This window comes from Halomonas sp. MMH1-48, assembly GCF_022348105.1.
Lineage (GTDB): Bacteria > Pseudomonadota > Gammaproteobacteria > Pseudomonadales > Halomonadaceae > Vreelandella > Vreelandella piezotolerans.
Genome location: NZ_JAKRFL010000002.1, coordinates 15,229 through 37,692, shown reverse-complemented (window position 1 = coordinate 37,692; position 22,464 = coordinate 15,229). Strand labels below are relative to the sequence as shown.

At 60.6% G+C, this 22,464-nt stretch carries 20 protein-coding genes; 16 read left to right on the top strand and 4 right to left on the bottom strand.

Annotated features, from left to right (window positions below; genetic code table 11):
- Positions 1–8: 8 nt before the first annotated feature.
- Entirely contained in the window at positions 9–1,331 is a 1,323-nt protein-coding gene (locus MHM37_RS02265) for a sodium ion-translocating decarboxylase subunit beta (protein ID WP_139525145.1), read from the top strand.
- Positions 1,332–1,399: 68 nt separating this feature from the next.
- Here the strand turns inward: MHM37_RS02265 and MHM37_RS02260 are convergent, their stop codons facing one another.
- The gene (locus MHM37_RS02260; protein WP_139525146.1) at positions 1,400–2,017 is read right to left on the bottom strand and encodes a YigZ family protein; all 618 of its coding nucleotides are present in this window, start codon (positions 2,015–2,017) and stop codon (positions 1,400–1,402) included.
- A gap of 29 nt (positions 2,018–2,046) precedes the next feature.
- Positions 2,047–2,517, bottom strand: a complete 471-nt coding sequence (locus MHM37_RS02255) for a S24 family peptidase (RefSeq protein ID WP_239295886.1) — start codon at positions 2,515–2,517, stop codon at positions 2,047–2,049.
- A 257-nt stretch (positions 2,518–2,774) separates the two neighbouring features.
- Here MHM37_RS02255 and ccmA point away from each other — a divergent pair, with 257 nt between their 5' ends.
- The 13 genes from ccmA to MHM37_RS02190 all read left to right on the top strand — a co-directional run bounded on the left by ccmA (position 2,775) and on the right by MHM37_RS02190 (position 18,186).
- Positions 2,775–3,395, top strand: a complete 621-nt coding sequence (gene ccmA / locus MHM37_RS02250) for a cytochrome c biogenesis heme-transporting ATPase CcmA (RefSeq protein ID WP_239295887.1) — start codon at positions 2,775–2,777, stop codon at positions 3,393–3,395.
- 55 nt (positions 3,396–3,450) lie between these two features.
- Positions 3,451–4,143, top strand: a complete 693-nt coding sequence (gene ccmB / locus MHM37_RS02245) for a heme exporter protein CcmB (protein ID WP_176558205.1) — start codon at positions 3,451–3,453, stop codon at positions 4,141–4,143.
- 14 nt (positions 4,144–4,157) lie between these two features.
- The gene (locus MHM37_RS02240) at positions 4,158–4,898 is read left to right on the top strand and encodes a heme ABC transporter permease (RefSeq protein ID WP_239295888.1); all 741 of its coding nucleotides are present in this window, start codon (positions 4,158–4,160) and stop codon (positions 4,896–4,898) included.
- A complete protein-coding gene (gene ccmD, locus MHM37_RS02235) occupies positions 4,898–5,146 on the top strand; it encodes a heme exporter protein CcmD (protein WP_139525150.1) in 249 nt (82 codons plus the stop codon). The genes MHM37_RS02240 and ccmD overlap by 1 nt, the downstream gene beginning before the upstream one ends.
- Positions 5,136–5,645 carry a cytochrome c maturation protein CcmE gene (gene ccmE, locus MHM37_RS02230; RefSeq protein ID WP_044629992.1) on the top strand — a complete coding sequence of 170 codons (510 nt, stop codon included), beginning with the start codon at positions 5,136–5,138 and terminating at the stop codon, positions 5,643–5,645. Before ccmD ends, ccmE begins: the two co-directional genes overlap by 11 nt.
- Before the next feature lie 50 nt (positions 5,646–5,695).
- Complete coding sequence (locus MHM37_RS02225; protein ID WP_239295889.1) at positions 5,696–7,702, top strand: heme lyase CcmF/NrfE family subunit; 2,007 nt, start codon at positions 5,696–5,698, stop codon at positions 7,700–7,702.
- Positions 7,699–8,226 (top strand): DsbE family thiol:disulfide interchange protein, encoded by a 528-nt coding sequence (locus MHM37_RS02220; RefSeq protein WP_139525153.1) that lies wholly within the window; start codon positions 7,699–7,701, stop codon positions 8,224–8,226. The genes MHM37_RS02225 and MHM37_RS02220 overlap by 4 nt, the downstream gene beginning before the upstream one ends.
- On the top strand, positions 8,217–8,687 hold the full coding sequence (locus MHM37_RS02215) for a cytochrome c-type biogenesis protein (protein WP_239295890.1): 471 nt from the start codon (positions 8,217–8,219) through the stop codon (positions 8,685–8,687). Before MHM37_RS02220 ends, MHM37_RS02215 begins: the two co-directional genes overlap by 10 nt.
- A complete protein-coding gene (ccmI, locus tag MHM37_RS02210) occupies positions 8,684–9,925 on the top strand; it encodes a c-type cytochrome biogenesis protein CcmI (protein WP_239295891.1) in 1,242 nt (413 codons plus the stop codon). Before MHM37_RS02215 ends, ccmI begins: the two co-directional genes overlap by 4 nt.
- Positions 9,926–9,958: 33 nt before the next feature.
- Positions 9,959–13,459 carry a chromosome segregation protein SMC gene (gene smc, locus MHM37_RS02205; RefSeq protein ID WP_239295892.1) on the top strand — a complete coding sequence of 1,167 codons (3,501 nt, stop codon included), beginning with the start codon at positions 9,959–9,961 and terminating at the stop codon, positions 13,457–13,459.
- A 590-nt stretch (positions 13,460–14,049) separates the two neighbouring features.
- Positions 14,050–15,792 carry a cell division protein ZipA gene (gene zipA, locus MHM37_RS02200; protein WP_239295893.1) on the top strand — a complete coding sequence of 581 codons (1,743 nt, stop codon included), beginning with the start codon at positions 14,050–14,052 and terminating at the stop codon, positions 15,790–15,792.
- A gap of 88 nt (positions 15,793–15,880) precedes the next feature.
- The gene (gene ligA, locus MHM37_RS02195) at positions 15,881–17,917 is read left to right on the top strand and encodes an NAD-dependent DNA ligase LigA (RefSeq protein WP_239295894.1); all 2,037 of its coding nucleotides are present in this window, start codon (positions 15,881–15,883) and stop codon (positions 17,915–17,917) included.
- Positions 17,914–18,186, top strand: coding sequence for a YheU family protein (locus MHM37_RS02190; RefSeq protein WP_139525159.1), 273 nt, complete (start codon positions 17,914–17,916; stop codon positions 18,184–18,186). Before ligA ends, MHM37_RS02190 begins: the two co-directional genes overlap by 4 nt.
- Here MHM37_RS02190 and mnmC read toward each other — a convergent pair.
- The gene (gene mnmC / locus MHM37_RS02185) at positions 18,180–20,213 is read right to left on the bottom strand and encodes a bifunctional tRNA (5-methylaminomethyl-2-thiouridine)(34)-methyltransferase MnmD/FAD-dependent 5-carboxymethylaminomethyl-2-thiouridine(34) oxidoreductase MnmC (RefSeq protein WP_239295895.1); all 2,034 of its coding nucleotides are present in this window, start codon (positions 20,211–20,213) and stop codon (positions 18,180–18,182) included. The two genes, MHM37_RS02190 and mnmC, sit on opposite strands and share 7 nt — an antisense overlap.
- A gap of 159 nt (positions 20,214–20,372) precedes the next feature.
- Positions 20,373–20,672, bottom strand: a complete 300-nt coding sequence (locus MHM37_RS02180) for a YciI family protein (protein WP_139525161.1) — start codon at positions 20,670–20,672, stop codon at positions 20,373–20,375.
- A gap of 146 nt (positions 20,673–20,818) precedes the next feature.
- On the opposite strand from MHM37_RS02180, the gene MHM37_RS02175 reads away from it, so the two are divergent.
- Together MHM37_RS02175 and MHM37_RS02170 are read left to right on the top strand one after the other, a co-directional pair.
- On the top strand, positions 20,819–21,760 hold the full coding sequence (locus MHM37_RS02175; protein WP_239295896.1) for a PHP domain-containing protein: 942 nt from the start codon (positions 20,819–20,821) through the stop codon (positions 21,758–21,760).
- Between the two features lie 59 nt (positions 21,761–21,819).
- The gene (locus MHM37_RS02170; protein WP_219862974.1) at positions 21,820–22,449 is read left to right on the top strand and encodes an L-threonylcarbamoyladenylate synthase; all 630 of its coding nucleotides are present in this window, start codon (positions 21,820–21,822) and stop codon (positions 22,447–22,449) included.
- Positions 22,450–22,464: the final 15 nt, after the last annotated feature.

The window sequence follows — 22,464 nt, the reverse complement described above, 5'->3', positions numbered from 1 at the left end:
CTCTCGGAATGGATAAACTAATCACTTTATGGGAAGGCTCTGGGCTTTATAACCTAGAGCTTGGCCAAGCGGTGATGATCCTTGTAGGGCTTGGGTTGCTCTACTTGGCGATTCACAAGAAGTTCGAGCCGTTGCTGCTCGTACCGATTGGGTTTGGTGGCATTCTCGCCAACATTCCCGAGGCGGGCCTTGCGATTTCGGCGCTGGATCAAGCGATCGAAGTCGCCAAGCCCGCCGTGCTTCAGCAAATGGCTACCGCGTTGGGAGCTACACTCGACCCCTTGGCCGGTGTCGAGGGCTGGCGGGACACCCTCAAGGCGATTGCCCACGATTCGGCGGCGCCGGATCAACTGCGCGCCGCGAAAGATATTGCGGTGAGCGTCGGCTACAGCGACGGCATGCTGTATAACTTCTACAAGGTTGCCATTGGCTCTGGTATCGCGCCGCTGCTGATCTTCATGGGCGTAGGGGCGATGACCGATTTCGGCCCGCTGCTGGCCAATCCGCGTACGCTGTTTTTAGGGGCGGCGGCGCAGTTCGGTATCTTTGCCACGCTGTTTGGGGCGGTGCTGCTGACCTCCATGGGCATCATGGATTTCTCGCTCAATCAGGCGGCAGCGATTGGTATTATCGGCGGTGCAGATGGCCCGACGTCGATCTACGTCTCCAGCGTGCTGGCACCTGAGTTACTAGGGGCGATTGCCGTCGCGGCGTATGCTTACATGGCCCTGGTGCCATTGATCCAACCGCCGATCATGCGCCTTCTGACCACTGAAAAAGAGCGCAAGATCACCATGACGCAGCTGCGTCCGGTCTCTAAGCTCGAAAAAGTGGTCTTCCCGCTGATGCTGTTGATTGCTGTGGCGCTGTTTCTGCCGGATGCAGCACCACTACTGGGCATGTTCTGTTTCGGTAACCTGATGCGCGAGTGTGGCGTAGTGGAGCGTCTTTCCGATACGGCGCAAAATGCGCTGATCAATATCGTGACGATCATTCTCGGCCTGTCGGTGGGGTCTAAGCTAATGGCCGATAGCTTCCTAGCGTTCGAAACCCTAGGGATTCTGGGGCTGGGAATCGTGGCCTTCGGCATTGGGACTGCTGCCGGGGTGTTGATGGCCAAGCTAATGAACGTGGTTAGCAAAATGCCCATCAACCCGTTGATTGGGGCGGCAGGGGTGTCGGCCGTGCCGATGGCCGCGCGCGTGGCGAATAAAGTCGGACTGGAAGCGAACCCGCACAACTTCCTGCTGATGCACGCCATGGGGCCCAACGTGGCCGGGGTGATCGGCTCGGCGGTCGCCGCTGGTGTGATGATCAAGTACCTAGGCTAAGCGACCGTTAGAGCGCTGCCCATCTGAAACGTGGCTTATCGAGCAGGGCTCGTGTAAGCCGCGTTTTTTCATGCCCGCCGCGGTTCGACGGCGGTTTTGAGGCGGTTTTCTAGGCCGCTGATATCCAACTCGACATCCCGCGGCCAGCCGATGGTCAGGCGCACGCCGTCGCCATCGTAGTCTGCCTGCTGCACGGGCAGCGCCTGCTCGTCGCACCATGCGCGCGCTTGCGCTTCGTGGGCGAAGCTGACCTTCAACCGATAGCTGTCCCGCTCGATGACTTCCCGGGTGGGCAGCGTTTCCAAGCCGGCTTTGACGGCCTGAGCATAGGCGCGGGCCAGCCCGCCAGTGCCTAACTTGGTGCCGCCAAAGTAGCGAATCACCACGCAGCCGATTTCGCCGATCTGGCTGCCCTGAAGTGCCTGGAACATGGGGCGTCCGGCGGTGCCGCCCGGTTCGCCATCATCAGAAAAGCCAATATGGGTTTGCTCGCCAGGAGGGCCAGCAATGAAGGCCGTACAGTGATGGCTAGCGTTTGGGTGAGCAGCTTTGGCCGCTTGAAGCAGCGTGTCGAAAGCGTCAGGGGTGGGGGCATGGCACAGCCAAGCCAAAAATTGGCTTTTCTCGACGTCGATGTCGGCGGTGTGCCATATACCAAGGGCTAAATCAGGGACTCGAAAACGCAACGAGGGCTCCCGGCAGGGTGGGTGACCAATTAGTGATGCTGGGTTTCCGTGGTGTGTTGGGCCACGCCCATTACCATGCCCAGCACCTGAATGTCACAATTATGCAGGAATAGGTCCGGTATGGCTGCATCTTCCGGCCATAAATGGATGCCCAAGCGGCTAATGGAGAGCTGCTTAAGCGTCACTTCGCGCTGGTTGATCGTCGCAACGGCGGTCTCTTGATGGGCGTCATGCTGGTGACGGTGAATGATGATGACATCGCCGTCGAAGAGGTTGCAGTCGCGCATGCGGTCGCCGCGAATACGCAGGGCGTAGGTGTTGCGACGTGTGACGCGAGGGGGTGTGCACGCTTGGCGCGCATGTGATGAGGCGCTGCGAGACGCTAGTGGGGTAGGCGTCGATGGCGCTACCGGTTGAGACAGCGTCTGAGAGGGTACGTAAGAAGGAACCTGAGACGTTACCCTAGAGGGTAGGCAGATCGTCATAGTGTGTTCTCCCATGCAGCGCCCGTTGTCGAGGCGTTTGATTGAGGCGATACCTGTTGTTTTATTCTGTGGTGTCTATTCATACAGTGTTTACAGTATAAGCCTGTTTTTGCATACAGTGCTAGTCCTGTCTTTTGCAGGACGCCTCCATGAGGTGCTTAAGCAAGCATTGGTTTGGGGCACGCTGCGACCCAAGACCGCAGAGCCCGACTGGCGAGGAAGGGCCTTTCCGTGTAGAGTTCGACCCAAAATCAATGCGCCTGGAGTGTCTTTTGAGCCTGTGCCTGCAAGCCCGACAATTGGCCTGTGAACGCGACGACCGTTGGCTGTTTGAAGGGCTCGATCTCGATATCCAATCGGGTGAGATCGTGCGCATCGAGGGCCCAAACGGCAGCGGCAAAACGACGCTGCTAAAAATACTCTCAGGGCAATTAACCGATTACCGTGGCGAGCTTTTCTGGAATGGCGCGCCCATGCGCCAAGCCCGTGAACATTTTCTCGCCAATTTGCTCTATTTAGGTCATGCCCCCGGTGTGAAGGCGGGTCTCTCGCCGCTGGAGAATTTAGCTTGGTATCAAGCGCTTAGCGGAGAAGTGGGCAGCGAGCCTGCACGGGAGGCAGCGCTGGCCGCCGTTGGGCTTACCGGTTTCGAGGACGTGCCTGCCGGTCAGCTGTCTGCCGGGCAACAGCGGCGTGTGGCGCTGGCGCGTTTGACCCTCACTCAGCGTGCGCTGTGGGTGCTCGACGAGCCTTTCACTGCCATCGATCGTCAAGGGGTGGCGGCGCTGGAGGCGCAGTTGGTGGCCCATGCGCAGTCTGGCGGCTGTGTGTTGGTGACCACGCACCATGCGCTGGCCGAGTCACCCGTGCTCAGGCGTATTCAGCTGGGGTAAGAAGGAGACAGCGTTGCAACGTTCACACGCTCCATTGAGCCCCCCCGAGGTGGCCATGCATGCCCCCCAGGGCGGTCTGCTGGTGGCCATCAAGGCCACGCTCAAGCGCGACCTCACCCTGATGCTGCGCCGTCGTGGCGAGGTGCTCAATCCGCTGGTGTTCTTTGCACTGGTGATTACCCTATTCCCCATTGGGATTTCACCGGATCCAGCGCTGCTGGCAAGCATTGCGCCGGGGCTTTTATGGGTAGCTGCGCTGCTAGCTGCACTGCTCTCGCTGGATAGCCTGTTTCGCAGTGACTATGACGATGGCAGCCTCGAGCAATTACTACTGGCTCCCCAGCCGCTGGCGGCGCTGGGGTTGGCAAAAGTGGCGGTGCATTGGCTGCTGACCGGGCTGCCACTGGCGCTCATGGCGCCACTCTTGGGCATCATGCTGTCGCTTCCCGCAGGAAGCTACGCCGTGCTGTCGCTGTCGTTGGCGCTCGGTACGGCCAGCTTGAGTCTGATTGGCGCCATCGGGGCGGCATTGACGGTGGGGCTGGCGCGGGGCGGTGTGCTGCTCTCGCTGCTGGTGCTGCCGCTCTATATTCCAGTACTGATTTTCGGCGCAGGTGCCGTACAAGCCGCTATTTTTGGCGATGGAATGGCCGCTCATCTGGCGATTCTAGGGGCACTGCTGGCGCTAGCACTGATGCTGGCACCCTGGGCCATTGCGGCATCGCTGCGCATCAGCATCAACGGTTAGAGGACGGGAACACCATGTGGGCCTTTATCAACAAACTAAGATCACCCAAATGGTTCTATGCCATTAGCGCCAAACTGCAACCGCTTTTTTGGGTAGCGGCAACGCTGTTGCTGCTGGTCGGCACCGTTTGGGGGCTCGTCTTTGCGCCTGCGGATTATCAGCAGGGTAATAGCTTTCGCATCATTTATGTCCACGTTCCCGCCGCGTTTCTAGCCCAGTCCATTTTCGTCTCCATGGCCGTCTCTGGGCTTGTGTTCATGGTCTGGAAAATCAAAGTGGCGGATATGGCCGCTACCGTGATGGCGCCGCTGGGCGCCGCGATGACATTCGTGGCCCTTTTTTCGGGCGCAGTATGGGGCGTACCGACCTGGGGAACCTGGTGGATGTGGGACGCACGTCTTACGTCCATGCTGATACTGCTGTTTCTTTATCTGGGCGTGATTGCGCTGCGTGGCGCCTTTAGCAGCCGCGATAGCGGCTCTCGTGCTGCGTCGGTGCTGGCTATGGTCGGTGTCATCAATATTCCGATCATCAAATACTCCGTGGATTGGTGGTACACGCTGCACCAGCCCGCCACCTTTACGATTACCGGCCGCGCTGCCATGACCATGGATATGTGGGCGCCGCTGCTCATCATGGTGTTGGGCTTTTACAGTTTTTTCATTGCGCTCACGCTGATGCGCACGCGTAGCGAAATTCTGCGTCGTGAAGCCAACAAGCGCTGGGTGCGCGAGCTTGTCGAGGAGACGAACTGATGGCCTTTTCCTCGCTGAACGAATTTTTTGCCATGGGCGGTCACGCGGTTTACGTGTGGGCTGCCTGGGGAGTCACTGCGCTATTGATGCTGGTCATCGTGTGGCATGCCCGCCAGGAGCGCCGCCAGCTACTTCACGCGGTCAAGCGCCGGGTGCGTCGGGAAAACGCCCAGCGCCAGTCGTCGTATGCGCAGTCTTTGCAAGAGCCAGTTACCTCTGCTCAGAAGGACGTTCACCATGACGCCTAAACGTAAACAGAAACTGTTTGTCATCTTGGGACTGCTGTCGCTCACCGCTATTGCGGTGGGGCTCACCCTGTATGCGCTGCGCGCCAATATCAACCTCTTCTTCAGCCCGGTACAAATTGCTCAGGGCGACGCCCCCATGGAGCGCCAAATTCGCGCGGGGGGCATGGTCAAAGAGGGCTCTGTGTCCCGCGACCCGGAAAGCCTCGATGTTGAGTTCGTAGTGACTGACTACGTGGATGATCTAGAGGTCTACTACAGCGGTATTCTGCCGGACCTATTCCGTGAAGGGCAGGGCGTGGTGGTGGTTGGCGAACTGCAGGCCGATGGCCGACTCTACGCCGATAAGGTGTTGGCACGCCACGATGAAAACTACATGCCGCCCGAAGTGGCGCAGGCATTGGAAGAAGCAGGCTACTCCCCGGCAGACTTTCAAGCGAAAGCTGCCGAAGTGGGCAAGCGCCTAGAGCAGGAAGGCTCCCCAGAAGGAAGCGACTATTAACGACTGCACGCACGCTGTGCGATAAAGCCTGATGCTAATTCGGAGCACCCATGTTGATTAAGATCATTCCTGAAATCGGCCACTTTGCCCTGGTTATCGCGCTACTCATGGCGGTGGTTCAGGCGGTGATGCCGCTTGCCGGGGCTGCCACGCGTCGCCCGCTGTGGATGGCCTATGGTCGTCCCATGGCCATCGGCCAATTCCTGTTTGTGACCATTGCCTACCTCTGCTTGACCGCCAGCTACATGCTGGACGATTTCAGCGTGGCTAATGTCGCTAACAACTCCAACTCTCTGCTGCCCTGGTACTACAAATTCAGCGCCGTGTGGGGTAACCATGAAGGCTCGGTGCTGCTATGGAGCTTGATGCTGGCGGGTTGGGGATTCGCGGCATCGGTCTTCTCGGGCGACTTGCCCCGCGACATGGTGGCCAGGGTGCAGGGCATCATGGGCATGGTGTGTGTGGGCTTCTTGCTCTTCATTTTGATGACCTCCAACCCCTTCGAGCGCTTGCTGCCGAACATGCCGCAAGATGGTGCCGACTTGAATCCGCTGCTACAGGACTTTGGCCTGATCGTGCACCCGCCGATGCTCTATATGGGTTACGTAGGTTTCTCGGTAGTGTTTGCCTTCGCCATCGCTGCGCTGTTGGGCGGGCGCCTGGACGCTGCCTGGACCCGCTGGGCACGGCCCTGGACCAACGTGGCCTGGGCATTTTTGACGGTCGGGATCGCGCTAGGTAGCTGGTGGGCCTATTACGAACTGGGTTGGGGCGGCTGGTGGTTCTGGGATCCAGTAGAGAACGCCTCGCTGCTGCCTTGGCTTACCGGCACGGCGCTGGTGCACTCGCTGGCGGTGACCGAAAAGCGCGGCTCGTTCAAGAGTTGGACGGTGTTATTGGCGATCTCGACGTTCTCGCTATCGCTGATGGGCACCTTCCTGGTGCGCTCGGGGGTACTGACGTCGGTTCACGCCTTTGCCAACGATCCCTCGCGTGGCTTCTTCATCCTGATGCTGCTGGCGATCACCGTCACGCTATCGCTGCTGGTGTTTGCACTGCGTGCACCGCGCGTCAGCCATAAAGTGGGGTTCAACTGGCTTTCGCGGGACTCCCTGCTGCTGATCAACAACATCCTGCTGGTCATCATGACCGTCACGGTGCTGCTGGGCACCGTATACCCGCTGATTCTGGACTCTTTGGGGCTGGGTAAAATCAGCGTAGGTCCCCCTTACTTCAATGCACTATTCGTACCACTCACCGTTGTGATGTGTGTCTTCATGGGGCTGGGTCCAGTGGCGCGCTGGAAAAGCATGAGTGGCCGTGAGCTATGGCGTAAGCTGGGGTTAGCCGCCGCTGCGGCTCTCGTGTTAGGCATTATCCTGCCGTTGATCTATGGCGGCGAATGGAATTTATGGGTGTCATTGGGAATCGTGTCGGCGCTATGGATCGTGCTGCCCATGGTGCGCGACCTCTTCGACAAGACCCGTCACGCCAGCTCGTTCGTCGCCGGGCTGCGCAAGCTTTCGCTCTCTTACTGGGGTATGGTGCTGGGCCACGTGGGCATCGCGGTGACCATTCTAGGCGTTGCCGTGGTCTCGAACTACAACATCGAACGCAACGTGCGCATGTCGCCGGGCACCACCGTGGAAGTGGCGGGCTATCAGTTCACCATGACGGAACTCACCAACCGACGTGGCCCCAACTTCCTGGCCGATACTTCGATCATTCAGGTACAGCGCGGGGACGAGGGACGCAGCTTCGTGATGCGCCCCGAGAAGCGCCTTTACCTCGCCACCGGCATGCCCATGACCCAAGTTGCGCTGCGCCCTGGTTTGTTCCGCGACCTCTATGTCGCCATGGGCGAAGACTTGGGCGATGGCAGCTACGCCATGCGCGTCCAGTACAAACCGTTCGTGCGCTGGCTGTGGCTGGGTGGCCTCCTCATGGCCTTTGGCGGCGTTCTAGCCGTTGTGGATAAACGCTATCGTCGTGCCGCGAGTCGCCAGACAGCTCCCGCTCGGACGGATCGTTCGTCGTCTCAGGAGGCTATGGTATGACACGACGCCTGCTGCTTTTACTCCTGCCGATTGGCTTTCTCGGTATCGCGCTGTTTCTGTACCAAGGGTTGGGGCGCGATCCGTCGCAGCGTGACTCTGCGCTGATGGCACGTGAGTTTCCCGTATTCGAAGCCACCACGCTACGCGATGCTGATCGCCAAGTGGATCAAACGCTGATGATGGGGGAGGTCACGCTGGTCAATGTCTGGGGTGAGTGGTGCCCTGCATGTAAGCAGGAGATGCCCCAGCTTTTAGAGCTCGCCGATCACGGCATTCGTATGGTCGGCATCAACTACCGGGACACCCGTGAAAAGGGGCTAGAGTTTTTGAGCGAGTTCGGTGACCCGTTCGAGGTCAACGTGTTCGACCCCGAGGGCAGCCTGGGTTTCGACCTCGGTGTTTATGGCGCGCCTGAGACGTTTTTGGTGGATGCCGCAGGCGTGATCCGATACCACCATAAAGGCTACGTGTCACCTGAAGACGTTCGTGAGCGCATCCTGCCGGAGGTAGAAAAATGGCGTTAATGCGTTGGGTGTTCGCCGTGATGTTGCTGGTACTGTCGAGTAGTGTCGTGGCGGCCGGCATCGAGATTCGCGAATTCGATGATCCGGTCATGGAGCAGCGCTATCGCGATCTGACGTCTTCGATGCGCTGCCCGCTGTGTGAAAATCAGGCCATCAACGACTCGGATGCGCCGATCTCCGGTGACATGCGCGAGCGGGTCTATCAGCTGCTTCAAGATGGTCAGTCCGATATCGAAATCATCAATCACATGGTGCAGCGTTTTGGGGAGTACATCCTCTACAACCCGCGCCTGGAAAACCGCACCTACCTGCTGTGGGGGCTGCCCATCGGTCTGTTCGTCCTCGGCACGCTCGTGGTCGTACTGATGGTGCGTGCTCGACGGAATGCGTCTGCGAAAGCGTTGAGCGCCGAAGAGCGCGCCCGCTTGGATGCTCTGATCAACCGCGAGAGGTCTTCATGACACCGCTCTGGATAGCGATTGCACTACTGTTATTGCCTGCGCTATGGCTGCTGATTGCCCCCATGCGCGGTGCCCGCGTTCTGCGCGACCAGCTAGATCACTTTGAAGCCAACGATACGTCTGCTGAGCAGAACGTGGCGATTTTCCAGCGGCGCATGGCGTCCCTGGAAGCGGCACGCGAGCGTGGCGACATCGACGACGCTCGTTTTAATGAAGATCGCCTAGAGCTAGAGCGCAGCCTGCTGGAAGACACCGCCACTCAGGCCAAGCGGCCGCTGAAAGCTGCGAGCGCTGGACGGCTGGTGGTGCCGCTGGTCATGGTGGCCGTGGTCGGGGCGAGCACGTTTTGGTACCAGCAAAACGGCGCGGAAGGTGACCTGACGCTGTACGCTATCCAGCAGGAGGTCAGAAACGATCCGGAAGGCTCGCTGATGATGTTCCTGGAGAGGATGGAAGCCGAAGCGGAGCGCCAGCCCCACAATCCCAACGTGTGGAGTTCGCTGTTTCCACTCTACCGGGATACCGGTCAGCCTGACAAAGCGGTCGATGCGCTGGAGCGCTTGATCGCCATCGAAGGTCGCATTCCGCCGCTGCTCGCTCAGTTGGCGCAGCTCCGCTTCTTCATGGCCGAGCGGGAGTTAACGCCCGAGGTACAGGCGCTGGTCGATGAAACGCTTGAGCTAGACCCCCGTCAGCCCACCGTGTTGGGACTTCTGGGCATTCACGCCTTCGATAATGGTGATTATGAAACGGCCGTCGACCGTTGGCGCCGTGCCGTTGCCAATATTTCAGACCCAGAGACGGCTGCTTCCCTGCGTGATGGTATCCGTGTGGCCCAAGAGCGCATGGGCGTCGCACCGGAGTCAGCTGCCGCCGCTCAGGGCCAAGGCGTACGGGTGAGCGTCTCGTTGGATGAGGCACTGGCAGACCGTGTCAGCGACGATGCGACGGTGTTCATTACCGCGCGGGACATCGACGGCGAGCTGCCGCCGCTGGCGGTGACCCGCGCTCGGGTCTCTGAGCTGCCGATGACCGTTGTGCTGGACGACGCCGCTGCCATGTCGCCGCAAGCGCAAATCTCCCAGGTGCGTGAAGCGCGCCTGGTGGTGCGTGTCTCGGAATCTGGGCAGGCCACGCCGCAGCCTGGGGATCTGTTTGGCGACGTGGAGAGCGTTAGCGTCGGCCCCATTCGCGAAGACGATACCGCCAATGTCGTTATCAACCGTGTTTTTGAATAACCACCACGTAAGCTACCGCTGCTAAGGGTCGCAATGCGCTTAACCTCTATACGTCTCGTTGGGTTCAAGTCCTTTGTCGATCCAGTCACCGTGCCCTTCGATGGCAACATGACGGCCATCGTTGGGCCCAACGGCTGTGGTAAATCCAATATCATTGACGCCGTACGCTGGGTGATGGGGGAGTCCTCTGCCAAAACCCTGCGTGGCGAGTCGATGGCCGACGTCATTTTCAATGGTTCTACCGGGCGCAAGCCGGTCGGACAGGCGTCCATCGAGTTGAAGTTCGATAACCGTGAGGGCGGTATGGGCGGTTTGTACGCCCAGTACGCTGAAATTGCCGTCAAGCGCCTAGTCACCCGGGATGGCCAGTCCAACTACTTCTTCAACGGCCAGAAGTGTCGTCGCCGGGATATCGCCGACCTGTTCATGGGGACTGGTCTGGGTCCGCGCTCCTACGCCATCATCGGCCAGGGGATGATCTCGCGGTTGATCGAAGCGCGACCGGACGACCTGCGTGCCACCCTCGAAGAAGCCGCGGGGATCTCCAAGTACAAAGAGCGTCGTCGGGAAACCGAAAACCGCATGCGACGTACTCAGGAGAACCTGGAGCGCCTGGACGATATTCGCGAAGAGCTGGACAAGCAGCTCGAACGTCTCAAGCGCCAAGCGGAAGCCGCCAAGCGCTACCAAGAGCTCAAGCAGCAGGAGTATCGCTTGAAAGGCGAGCTGGCGCTGCTGCGCGGCCGTACCCTGCGGGCCGAGCAGTCTCACCAAGAGAGCCGCGTGCGCGAGCTGGAAATTGCCGTCGAGAAAGACGTGTTTGGCGTTCGTCAGTGCGAAACCCGCCTGGAGCAAGCCCGCGAGCAGCATGATGAGCTGGCCGACGTGCTGGACCGCCACCAGCAGCAGTTTTATGAAACCACCACGCGCATTGCCCGCTTAGAGCAGGATCAAGCCCACCGCCGCAGCCGCGAAGCACAGCTGGCCAACGACATTGCCACCGCCCGCAGGGATCTCGACGAGCAGCGCCAGGTCAGCGAGGGCGACCAAGAGCGGCTCGCGGTGATCGACGAGCGCTTTGAAGAGTTGCTGCCCGAGCACGAAGCGTTGGAAGAGCAGCTCGAGATGCTCGAGCAAACCCTGGCCGACGCAACGCCAGCGTTAGAGGCCGCCGAACAGCAGTGGGCCGACGCCGAAAACCGTTGGCGCGAAGCCAGCCGTGACGCCGACCGTAGCCAAGATCAACTGCGCGATTTAGAGCAACGTATTGCTCGCCTGCAGGTAGAAGGGCAACGCCGCCGCCAGCAGCGCGACGAGCTGGCCGATATGACGGCGCTACAACAAGAGCATGCTGATAACCAAGCACGTTTGGAAGACGCCGACCAGCGTGCCAACACGTTTCAAGTCGAGCGTGAGCAGTGGCAGCAGCGCTATAGCGATGCCAAACGCGCCTATCAGCACGCCGTGGCCGAGCGTGATGCGCAGCGCGCTGCATTAAGCCAGCAGCAGGGCGAACTCGCCTCACTGCAGGCACTAATGGATGCCGCCTTAGCCGATCACGACCCCCAGCTAAGCGACACGCTGGCCGCTCATGGCCTCGCCGATGCGCCCCGCTTGGGTGAAGCCATCGCGGTTAGCCAAGGCTGGGAACGGGTCATTTCCTGGTTGCTTGCCCCTTGGTTAAACGCCCGACTGGTAGCCGCCCATCAGCTAAACGCGCTGCCCGAAGCGCTGGCGACGGCGTGGTGCTTGATCGATCAAGCACCGCCTTATACGGCCACGGCGGGCGCAGGCCATCGCCTCAGCGATTTGGTGAAAGGCGCGGGCGCGCTGACGGAGTGGTTGGCGAGTATTCACTACGTCGATACTGCTGACGCGGCCGAAGCGTTGCTGCCTACGCTTGCCCCCGGTGAGAGTGTGGTCAGCCAAGACGGCGTATGGCGCGGGCGTGGCTGGCTGCATCAGCAATCCAATGGCGAAGGCGTCGATGCGCTACTGGTCACTCGTCGTCGCTTCGAGGAGCTGTCCACCGAGCGCGAACGAGCAGAAGCCGCGCTGGTCTTGCTAGATGAGCAGTGCGATGTCGCTAGTGAAACGATCGACACGTTGGAACTGACCCGTGAGCAGCAGGCGGAGCAGGAGCGCGACCATGCCGCTACCCGCCAACAGCTAGCGGTGCAGGAGCAGCGGCTTGCCCAGCGCCTGGAGCATTTATCCAGCCGCGCGACGGAGCTCGACGACGAGTTATCGCAACTGCAAGAGGACGAGGCGGAGTTAACGCTTACTTTAGAAGAGCAGCGCGCCCGTTGGCACACGGCCATGGAGCAGTTGGAGGAAGCCGCGCAAGCGCGAGAGACCAGCGCCGAGCAGCGCCAACGTCAGCGTGAGCAACGTGAGCAGCTCAACCAGCAGCATGCCCTGCTCAAGGCGCGTCAGCAGGCGTTGGCACTGGAGCGCGAGCGCTTAAAAGCCGAGCGTGAAAGCCTGCGCGCTCAGCAAGCCCGTTCAAGCGATACCGAAGAGCGCCTCTCGCTGCGTATTGCCGAGTTGGAAGAGTCTCGCGAAATGCTGGTCGAGCCCGATGAGCTGGCAACCGAAGAGCTCGAAGAGCTGCTGCACCAGCGCGAACAGCAGGAGCGGCGGCTCAACGAGACGCGCCAGCAGGCTCAAACCTTGGCCGAACAGCTGCGCAACGACGAACTAGCCCGCCAGCAGCACGAGCGCAATTTGGAGCAGAGCCGCGAACAGCTACAGCAGCGCCGTATGGAGGTGCAGGCGCTGGCGCTCAAAGCCGCCACCCAAGACGAGCAGTTAGCGGAACTGGGGCACGATGCCGACGCGCTCGCCGCTACGCTGCCCAGCGATGCCAGTGAGCCAGCGTGGCAAGAGCGCTTGGAGAGCACCTCGGAAAAGATCCGCCGACTGGGGGCGATCAACCTCGCCGCGATCGAGGAGTACGACCAGCAGGCCGAGCGGCGTAATTACCTCGAAGCCCAGCATGCTGAGCTTTCCGAAGCGCTCGACACGCTGGAGCGGGCGATCAAACGGATCGACCAAGAAACCCGCGTGCGTTTCCGGGAAACGTTCGATCAGGTGAACAACGGGTTGCAAACCCTCTTTCCTCGCGTATTTGGCGGTGGGGCGGCGTGGTTGACGCTCACCGGTGACGATTTATTGGAAACCGGCGTGGCCATCATGGCTCGCCCGCCGGGCAAGAAGAACAGCACCATTCACTTGCTGTCAGGGGGCGAGAAAGCACTGACCGCGCTGTCGCTGGTGTTTGCCATCTTCCAGCTCAATCCAGCCCCGTTTTGTATGCTGGACGAAGTCGATGCGCCACTGGATGACGCCAACGTGGGCCGCTACGCCAAGCTCGTTAAAGAGATGTCGGAAAGCGTGCAGTTCATCTACATCACTCATAACAAGATCGCCATGGAAGCCGCCGAGCGCCTGATGGGGGTCACCATGCAAGAGCCAGGTGTCTCACGGCTGGTGTCCGTGGGGATCGATGAAGCGGCAGAACTGGTCGAGTAGGGGGCATGGTTCGAGACGATATTGGGCGCGGCTTCCCAAGAGTTTCCTTATTTGCTCGTGTCATGTGCCGAGCGCTGCTAGTGAGCGTGTGATAATACCTAGCGTCAATCAGGTCGTTGAGCATTAAGTCTTTTAATAACAGTAGGTTGCTGACAATGAGCCTGGGCGGCTCGAGGTGGGAGTAGGCGCCCGCATGGAAGCGTTACTGTTACGTTAAGTCTGCCCAGCCTGCCGTCGAAAGCGCAAAGGATTAATAAGAAACTAGCGATAGTGAATAACATTCACTAGCATAACGTTTAAATAGAGTGATTGAAGCAGGTAGTGGCTTCCCCTTGCAGGGTGTGTTCAAACACTGTTTAAAGAGATGAAATAACGCGCTGGGCACTTTTGCTGGTTGATAAGGTCGAAAAATTCGCCTAAAAAACGCTCATAGCGGCGCAAACGTGTGAAAATCAGCAAAAGTTGGCTCTTTTCGTAGTAACCGCGCTATGCTTGGTGCTAAATATCGTTTTATAAGAAGGTTCCCATATTCTGGCGTAGTGTAAGCACTGCGCTTAGTAACCGGTTAGATGACCCATGGAATGCTCGACATGGAATTAAGAGAGTGGTTAATCATTCTAGGACTGGCTCTGGTTTCGCTGATCGTTGTTGACGGCGTGCGTAGGCTCCAGCGTCAGCGTCGTGTGCCCCGGCTAGACCAAGCGGTAAAAGATTTGCCTACCGCGAAGTTGGAAGAGTTAGACGACGAGGCGAAAGAAGCCGAGATCAATTGGGAACTGCCCAATGGCGGTGCTCGGGTCGTCAAACCCGCCGACTATAGCGGGCTGGGGCAAAAGCCCAAACTCAAACGCCAAGAGCACCCTGGCCCTTCCAAAGTGCTGTCGGATTTCCGTCGTTCGTTCAGTAAACCCTCTAGTAAAACCACGTCTCGTCCCGAGCCTGCTGCCCCCGCGCCTGCCGAACGGCATGCGGCAACTCAAGAAGTGAAACCAGACCTCCGTCGCGAGCCGAGTGTGTTTGCCAAAGACGACGCAGAGGTAACGGCACCCGCACCGTCTGTGGCTGTCGATGCAGAGCCGACCCAGCCAATGCCTGCGGCGACTCAGCCAACGCCTGCGGCAACCGCAACGCCTGACCCCGTCAAGGCCTCCAGCAGCGCACCTGCCATGAGCGCTTCGGCCGAAGAGCCCGCTGTAACGGCACCGGCCGATGAGCTGCCAGCCACCCAGCCTGACATACCTAAGACAGCCGAAGCGCCCGCAGCGAAAGAAGCCGCGGACGATGAGCCGACACCGACTCCTGAACCGGTGCTGCGCGCTGAGCCAGAGGACGCCGTTTTTGCCAAGCACGCCGCTGACGCCCCCAAACGTCGGCAACTGCGTGATGAGACCGTTGGCGACCGTGAGCTGGACGACGACGAAATCGACGAGTACCGCTTGGTCGATTTCGAAGGTATTGGACGCTCGTTCAAACGCCGCATCATCGAGCGCCGTAAAGAGAGAGCGATCAAAAAGGCCGAGAAAGCCAAACGCGCCGAAGCATTAGCCAAGCAGAAGGCCGAGCGTAAAGCGCTGGAAGCCGAACAGCGCCGTGAAGCCAAGCAGGCTGCTGAAGCGGAAAAAGCACGTATCGCACAAGAGAAGGCTCAAGCCCGGGAGGCCGCTGCCTATGAAGCAGCCGCCCAACAGGAGGCCCCACAGTCGGCGCCCGTATGGGATGAATATGAGGACAGCGCACGACATTACGATGAGCATTACCAAGGCGTCGATGACGAGCTGGAAGCGACCTACGCTGCACAAGATAACGTGGTTCGCGCCCATCCGACCTTGGAAAAAGCGCTACGTCACGATGTGAACGGCGAGCACGCCAAAGAGACGTTGGCCAATGCCGACGAGATGGTGGTGATCAGCGTTCTTTCCCGTGACCCGGACGGGTTCGATGGCGGTAAGCTGCTCGAACTCATCATGGCATGCGGGCTGCGCTATAGCCGTACCATGGGCGTATTTCACCGTTTCGAAACGGAAAGCCCGGACAGCGAGCTGCAGTTCTCCATGGTTAACGTGCTCAAGCCCGGCACGTTCCCCATCGAAGAGATGGACGAGTTCGTGACACCCGGTATTACGTTCCTGATGCCGCTACCCGGCGCGGTGGATAGCTCTGCCGCCTTCGAGGCGATGGTAGAGACCGCCATGGTCGTCGTTCGCCATATGGGCGGTGAATTGAAAGACGAAAACCGTAGCGTGATGACGGCACAAACCATCGAGTTTGCCCGTCAGCGGGTGCATGAATTCGAACGTCGTCACCGTTTGCATCGCCAACTGCAGGCGCGTTAACCGCCACACTGCGCTGACACCCGCCTTCTTCTGGAAGGCGGGTGTTTTTGTTACTGAATACCCGTTTATCTGTCTTCGGAATCTCTGAATGAGTCAGCCTGACCCCACTCTGTTGGAAGAGATCAGCCGGCTGCGCGCCGATCTCGATGATGCCAATCACCGTTATTACGTGCTGGACGAACCCACGCTCACCGATGCGGACTATGACCGTAAACTGCAGCGCTTGAAACAGATAGAGAGCGAGCACCCCGAGCTGATCTCCCCCGACTCGCCCACTCAACGAGTCGGTGCCGCCCCGGCAGAGGGCTTCCCCGAAGTCGCCCACGCCATACCCATGCTGTCGTTGGATAACGCCTTTAGCCGTGATGACATCGCGGCCTTTGCCGAGCGCGTTGCGGAGCGTTTGGAGTGCCAAGCCAGTGAGATCGCGTTTAGCTGCGAACCTAAGTTGGATGGTGCGGCGGTGTCGCTGGTGTATGAGCAGGGCGTACTGGTCAGCGGCGCGACGCGGGGCGATGGCCGCACCGGGGAGGGCATCACCTCCAACCTGCGCACGCTGCGCTCGGTACCGCTCAAACTCATGGGCCAGCAGGTGCCTGAGTTACTGGAAGTGCGCGGCGAAGTGATCATGCGCCATGCCGGGTTCGAAGCCCTCAACGAGCGGGCCAGAGAGGAGGGCAGTAAGGTGTTTGCCAACCCGCGTAACGCCGCCGCCGGTAGCCTGCGCCAGCTCGATCCGCGCATTACGGCGACCCGCCCGTTGGAGTTTCACGCGTACCAAGCCGCCCGCTTGGAGCCCGACTTGGGCGACACCACCCACAGTACGCTGATGTCCCGTTTATCCACCTTGGGTTTTCGCACCAGTACAGAGCTCACCACGCTGCAAGGCCCCGACGCCGTCGCGGACTACTGCGAGCAGCTCGGTGCTAAGCGCGATCAGCTGGGCTACGACATCGACGGCGTGGTGATCAAGGTCGACGACCTGCGCCATCAGCGGGAGCTGGGCTTCGTTGCCCGCGCGCCGCGTTGGGCGGTGGCGTTCAAATTCCCCGCTCAGGAAGAGGTCACGACCCTAAACGACGTGGAGTTTCAGGTGGGACGCACCGGCGCCATTACGCCGGTCGCCCGGTTGGAGCCGGTCACCGTTGCCGGGGTGACGGTCTCGAATGCCACGCTGCACAATGCCGATGAGATTAGTCGCCTGGGCGTGATGATTGGCGACACGGTCGCGATTCGCCGCGCGGGCGACGTCATTCCTCAGGTCGTGCGCGTGGATGAAGAGAAGCGTCCGGCGGACGCCCGGGCGATCGTTTTTCCAGATCACTGCCCTGTGTGCGGTTCGGATATCGAACGTATCGAAGGCGAAGCCGTGGCCCGTTGCTCCGGTGGGCTGTACTGCGCCGCCCAGCGTAAAGAGGCGCTAAAACACTTCGCCAGCCGTAAAGCGCTGGATATCGACGGCCTGGGGGAGAAGCTGATCGAACAGCTGGTGGATCAGGCGTGGGTGAAAACCCCGGCCGATCTGTTCCACCTTGGCGTCGATCCGTTGAAGAGCCTGCCGCGCATGGGCGAAAAGTCCGCCACCAACCTGGTCAATGCACTGGAAAAAGCCAAGCAGACCACGCTGGCGCGGTTCATCTACGCGCTGGGCATCCGTGAGGTGGGCGAGGCCACGGCGGCCAATGTGGCCAACCACTTCGGTACGCTGCAAGCGTTACAAGAGGCCGATCTGGCGGCGCTGGAGGCCGTCAATGACGTGGGCCCCGTGGTGGCTGCGCATATCCACACCTTTTTCCGCCAGCCCCATAACTTGGAGACGCTGCAAGCGTTGATCGAAGCGGGCGTGACCTGGCAAGAGGCCGAGGTGACGCAAGGTCCCACGCCGCTGGAGGGGCAGACTTGGGTGCTGACCGGCACGATGGACAGCATGACCCGCGACGAAGGCAAAGCGCGGCTTCAAGCGTTAGGCGCCAAAGTGGCGGGCAGTGTCTCCAAGAAAACGACCTGCCTCGTGGCGGGCGAGGCAGCGGGTAGCAAACTCGCCAAAGCCGAACAGCTGGGGGTCGAGGTGATCGACGAAGCCACGTTCATCGAGCGCTTGGCCGCCTGGGAGCAGAGTGAATGAGCCGTTTTATCGAAGTCCCGGCGCGCATGCTGCCGCCGGACACCCTCACCGCGCTATTGGAAGCCTTCGTCACCCGCCAAGGGTATGACACCACCGATACCGGCGAAGGCATGAGCGGCTGGGTCGCCGAACTCAAGCAGCAGCTTGACCGTCACGAGCTGATCATTGCCCACGACCTAGAGCTCGAGATGACCGAGGTGATGACTCTCGCCCAGTGGCGCTCGTTTGGGCGAGAGCTGGCAGATGACGAGGAAGAGGGCGACTACTGAGCCCGCACCAGCGCGGTGATCAGCCGCCGCCCTGGATGAAGATGGTCCACCAGCGGCTGCTCGACGGGTAGAGGCTCATCGCAAAGGCGCGATGCAATGACTTCCGCACATAGCGGCGCGCTGGCCAGTCCTCGGGAGCCATGCGCGGTGGATATCCACAGCCCTGGGTAGTGTTCACCGGGGATGGACGGCACTTTCGAGGCATCCTTGCGCAGCACGGCATAGTCCCTCTGCCATGCCGCCGCGTTGGGCACCGGCCCCGCGTATGGGGTTTTATCGGGGCTGGCCGCCCGCACCGCAGCCCGGCCTTCCAGCGACTCTGGGCGTAATGAAACGCCGGAGGCCTCAAGCGCGGCCACCCACTCTGGTAGCGCCTGGCGCAGTTCGTCGATATTGCGCTGGTGCTCTTCGTCGATGACGTGGCTCGTCGCGTCGTTGGGAACGAAGCTCGCACCAAAGGTCAGTACGTTCTCGATGGGCGGCGACACATAGCCTCCCGCGCACACTACTTTATCCGGCGTCTGGGTGCCTTCTGGCAGCGTTAGCTCGCTGACCTGGCCCCGAACCTGCTGCAGCGGCAATTCGGCGGTTTGGGTAAACCGATTGGCCAGCGACGCCGTGGCGATCACCACGTGGTCGGCCTGTAGCCTCTCTCCATTGGCCAGCGCGACCTGCCATCTCGGTGTCTGTCCCGATGTCTGTGCCAGCCCGGTGACGTCGCCCTGCTGCACGGTAATGCGGGGGTGTTGCAACCACTGCTCGCAAAGCCGTTTTGGCCGTGCCCATCCCGCTTGTGGGTAGTAGAGCCCCTGGGAGGCCGAGACCGGCACGCCCGCCAGCTCGCTGAGTGTGGTGTCGGTGTGTTCCGACACGACGGAGGCGGGCAGCGGGTGATGGGCCATGAAGCGGCGTTGGCGCGTTGCCTCTTTATCGCTGAGCGCCAGCTGCACGACGCCGCACGGCTGCCAAAGCGGCGGCTCCTGTGGATGAGCCGACGCCAGCTGTCCAAACTGGCGCTGGCTATACAGAAGCCCCGCTAAATAGAACCGGCTCTGCAGGTTGGTATCTACCGCCAGCTTCACATAGAGCGCCCCCTGGCGGTTGCCGGAGCCGCCTGCGCCTGGTGCGTCGCGCTCGATGACTGTCACCCGTTTGCCGCGCTTGGCCAACGCCGCCGCCACGCTGCTTCCCGCTAGGCCCGCGCCGATCACCACCACATGGTGCGCGTCGCGGTGAGTGGGGGGCATGAACCAGGGCGTTGCGCTGCGCCGCGCATCGGTTGGGGGTGTTTCAATGCCACCAGCCAGCATCTCTCGCTTGCGGCCAAACCCCGGTACTTTCTGCCAGTGAAAGCCCGCCGCTTTCAGGCCGCGCTTGACGATGCCCGCGCAGGTAAAGGTGGCAAACGTCGCCCCCGGGCGAGACCGGGCGGCCATGGCCTCGAACAACTCGGGTTGCCACATATCCGGGTTTTTCGACGGTGCAAAGCCATCGAGAAACCAGGCATCCACTTGGCCGTCCAGCAGGTTGAGCCGTTCGGTGGTGTCGCCAAAGTGAAGATCGAGGGTGACACGCTCGCTTAAATGTAAGCGGTGAATACCGCTGACCGCGTCTGGCCAGAGGGCACATAGCGCCTGTGAATAACTCGCCAACGAGGGCCAGGCGCTGAGCGCGCGCGTCAATGCTTCTCGGCTCAACGGAAATTTTTCTGTGGATAACAGGTGCAGCCGTGCGTCGGCTGGGGCGTGCTGCTCGAAACAGGCCCACGCACAGAGCATATTGAGGCCAGTGCCAAAGCCCGTTTCGCCGATCACGAACGCCCGCGATGCCTGCCACGTCGCAAAGCGCTCGGGTAGCCGGTTCGCTCCCAAAAACACGTGCTCGGTTTCGGCACGGCCATCCTCACGGGAAAAATAGACGTCGTCGAAGGCGTCCGAGTGGGGTGATGTGTCGTTCCAAGTGAGCTGTGGGGCGCTCAATGCCGCCAGTGGCGGCAGGGTGGGAGCTTGAGCAGGGCGTTGTGTCACGCGGGCATCCGTGGGTAATGAATGGTTGGTTAAAAAATGATCAATTTGTCCATCGGGGCGCTATCTCTGGCTTATAGAAAAGCGTCCGCCGGGTTTTCACAGAGTTTTCCACAGGCTCTGTGAAAAAGCGGACGGACCCTTCATACTCGCCCCAAAGCGTCAAGGCAAAACTTTTTTGAATGGCTTAACGATTACCTTGGCATAGACCCCTGCGATGATGTAAGGATCGGCGTCTGCCCATGCCTGCGCCTCTTCTAAACTGTCGAATTCCGCCACGACCAAGCTGCCGCTAAAGCCTGCATCGCCGGGGTTATCGGCATCGATGGCGGGATGTGGGCCTGCCAAAATGAGCCGCCCCTCGTCGCGCAGTGCTTCCAGACGCGCAAGGTGGTCAGGGCGAGCCGCCAGGCGGCGTTCTAGGCTGTTGGCAACGTCTTCGCTGATAATGGCATAAAGCATGGGGATAACTCCTTGAAGGCAGGGGACGTGGCGACGTTGTCGCCAAGGTCAATACATTGACCGCACCCCGGTTAGCGCGCACCATGGCGAGCCTGTTCGTGTTGTACACGCCTATTCTGACAAACTCGCCACACGGCGTCATGCTAATGCCACTACTTCCTAATGCTCTTGCGACGGCACTGCCCGCCGCCTTCGATGCCGACCAGCGTTACACGGTGGATTTGCACATGCACTCGACCGCTTCCGATGGTGCGCTCTCGCCTACCGAGCTGGTCGCGCTGTGTGCCGAACGCGGTGTCACCCACCTCTCCTTGACCGACCACGACACTATGGCGGGGGTGGCGGAAGCGAGCATCGCCGCCCAGCAGCAGGGGCTCTGCCTAGTGCCTGGGTGCGAGTTATCCACTCGCTGGCAGGGCATCGGCATCCATGTGGTCGCGCTGATGCCAGGCGGCTTGCAGGGGCCGATGGTCGAGGGGTTGGAGCGCCAGCGCGAGGCGCGCATCCAGCGTGCCGACGTGATCGCCGCAAGATTAGAAAAGATGGGGCTGCCCAATGCGCTGGAAAAAGCCCGCGCCCAGGCGGGCAGCGATCGGCCGCTCGGGCGGCCCGATTTTGCCCGGGCGCTGGTGGCGGAAGGCGTGGTGGCCGACTGGGCCGGCGCGTTCAAACGTTATCTAGGCAGCGGAAAGAAGGGCGATGTCAAAGCCCACTGGCCGGAGATCAGCGAAGTGGTGGGTTGGGTCGTGGCGTCTGGCGGGGTGGCCGTGCTGGCTCATCCGCTACGCTACGGGCTTACTCGGCGGAAACGCGGTCTGCTAATGGATAGCTTCATGGACGCCGGAGGCCAAGGGGTGGAGCTAGTGAGCGGACAGCAAAACCCGGACACCACCCGCGACCTTGCGCGCCAGCTCGTCGAACGCGAGCTATACGCCTCACTGGGTAGCGACTTCCACTTTCCCGGCAGCCATGCCGCCCCAGGCAGCATGAGCCCGGTACCCCGTACCGCCGCGCCGCCGATTTGGCAGCATCCTCGCTTGGCTCATCTGCGCGATGCCCCCAGTGGCATGCTGGTCCGTGGGTGTTAAGCGGTTGAATCAGCTACGCTGAAGAGAACACTCTCACCTCTGCCGACTAGGAGTCATCGATGAGCCAGTACTTTCAGATACATCCGGAAAACCCGCAAAAGCGGCTGATCGATCAAGCCACCGAGATCATTCGCAAAGGCGGCGTGGTGGCGTACCCCACGGACTCGGGCTATGCGCTGGGTTGCCATCTAGGCGAAAAAAAAGCCATCGAGAAAATCAAATGGCTGCGCTCGCTGGATGACAAGCACAACTTTACCCTGGTGTGTTCGGACCTGTCCGAAATAGGTACTTACGCCAAGGTGGATAACGCCGTATTTAGACTGCTAAAGGCCCATACCCCGGGCCCTTACACCTACATTCTCGATGCCACCACCGAGGTGCCGCGCCTATTGCTGCATCCCAAGCGCCGCTCCATCGGCGTACGGGTGCCCGACCACCGGATTACCCACGCGCTGCTCGACGCGCTGGGTGAGCCGCTGATGAGTGTGACGCTCATTCCTGTGGGTGAGGCGCTGCCGATGAGCGACCCCGAGGAGATCCGCGACCGCTATGGGGCTCATCTGGATTTGATTATCGACGGCGGTGCTTGCCACCTCGACCCCACCAGCGTGATCGACCTGCGCGAACTGCCGCCAAAAATCGTGCGGGAAGGGCGTGGCGACATCACCCCGTTTCAAGACGGATACTAAACGTGTCGGACGACG

Bases quoted from the DNA above. Each gene is read 5' to 3' on its own strand.
- MHM37_RS02265 (WP_139525145.1), top strand. From the start codon at position 9: ATGGATAAACTAATCACTTTATGGGAAGGCTCTGGGCTTTATAACCTA.
- MHM37_RS02255 (WP_239295886.1), bottom strand. From the start codon at position 2,517: ATGGGAGAACACACTATGACGATCTGCCTACCCTCTAGGGTAACGTCT.
- ccmB (WP_176558205.1), top strand. From the start codon at position 3,451: ATGCATGCCCCCCAGGGCGGTCTGCTGGTGGCCATCAAGGCCACGCTC.
- MHM37_RS02240 (WP_239295888.1), top strand. From the start codon at position 4,158: ATGTGGGCCTTTATCAACAAACTAAGATCACCCAAATGGTTCTATGCC.
- ccmD (WP_139525150.1), top strand. From the start codon at position 4,898: ATGGCCTTTTCCTCGCTGAACGAATTTTTTGCCATGGGCGGTCACGCG.
- ccmE (WP_044629992.1), top strand. From the start codon at position 5,136: ATGACGCCTAAACGTAAACAGAAACTGTTTGTCATCTTGGGACTGCTG.
- MHM37_RS02225 (WP_239295889.1), top strand. From the start codon at position 5,696: ATGTTGATTAAGATCATTCCTGAAATCGGCCACTTTGCCCTGGTTATC.
- MHM37_RS02220 (WP_139525153.1), top strand. From the start codon at position 7,699: ATGACACGACGCCTGCTGCTTTTACTCCTGCCGATTGGCTTTCTCGGT.
- MHM37_RS02215 (WP_239295890.1), top strand. From the start codon at position 8,217: ATGGCGTTAATGCGTTGGGTGTTCGCCGTGATGTTGCTGGTACTGTCG.
- ccmI (WP_239295891.1), top strand. From the start codon at position 8,684: ATGACACCGCTCTGGATAGCGATTGCACTACTGTTATTGCCTGCGCTA.
- smc (WP_239295892.1), top strand. From the start codon at position 9,959: ATGCGCTTAACCTCTATACGTCTCGTTGGGTTCAAGTCCTTTGTCGAT.
- zipA (WP_239295893.1), top strand. From the start codon at position 14,050: ATGGAATTAAGAGAGTGGTTAATCATTCTAGGACTGGCTCTGGTTTCG.
- ligA (WP_239295894.1), top strand. From the start codon at position 15,881: ATGAGTCAGCCTGACCCCACTCTGTTGGAAGAGATCAGCCGGCTGCGC.
- MHM37_RS02190 (WP_139525159.1), top strand. From the start codon at position 17,914: ATGAGCCGTTTTATCGAAGTCCCGGCGCGCATGCTGCCGCCGGACACC.
- MHM37_RS02180 (WP_139525161.1), bottom strand. From the start codon at position 20,672: ATGCTTTATGCCATTATCAGCGAAGACGTTGCCAACAGCCTAGAACGC.
- MHM37_RS02175 (WP_239295896.1), top strand. From the start codon at position 20,819: ATGCCACTACTTCCTAATGCTCTTGCGACGGCACTGCCCGCCGCCTTC.
- MHM37_RS02170 (WP_219862974.1), top strand. From the start codon at position 21,820: ATGAGCCAGTACTTTCAGATACATCCGGAAAACCCGCAAAAGCGGCTG.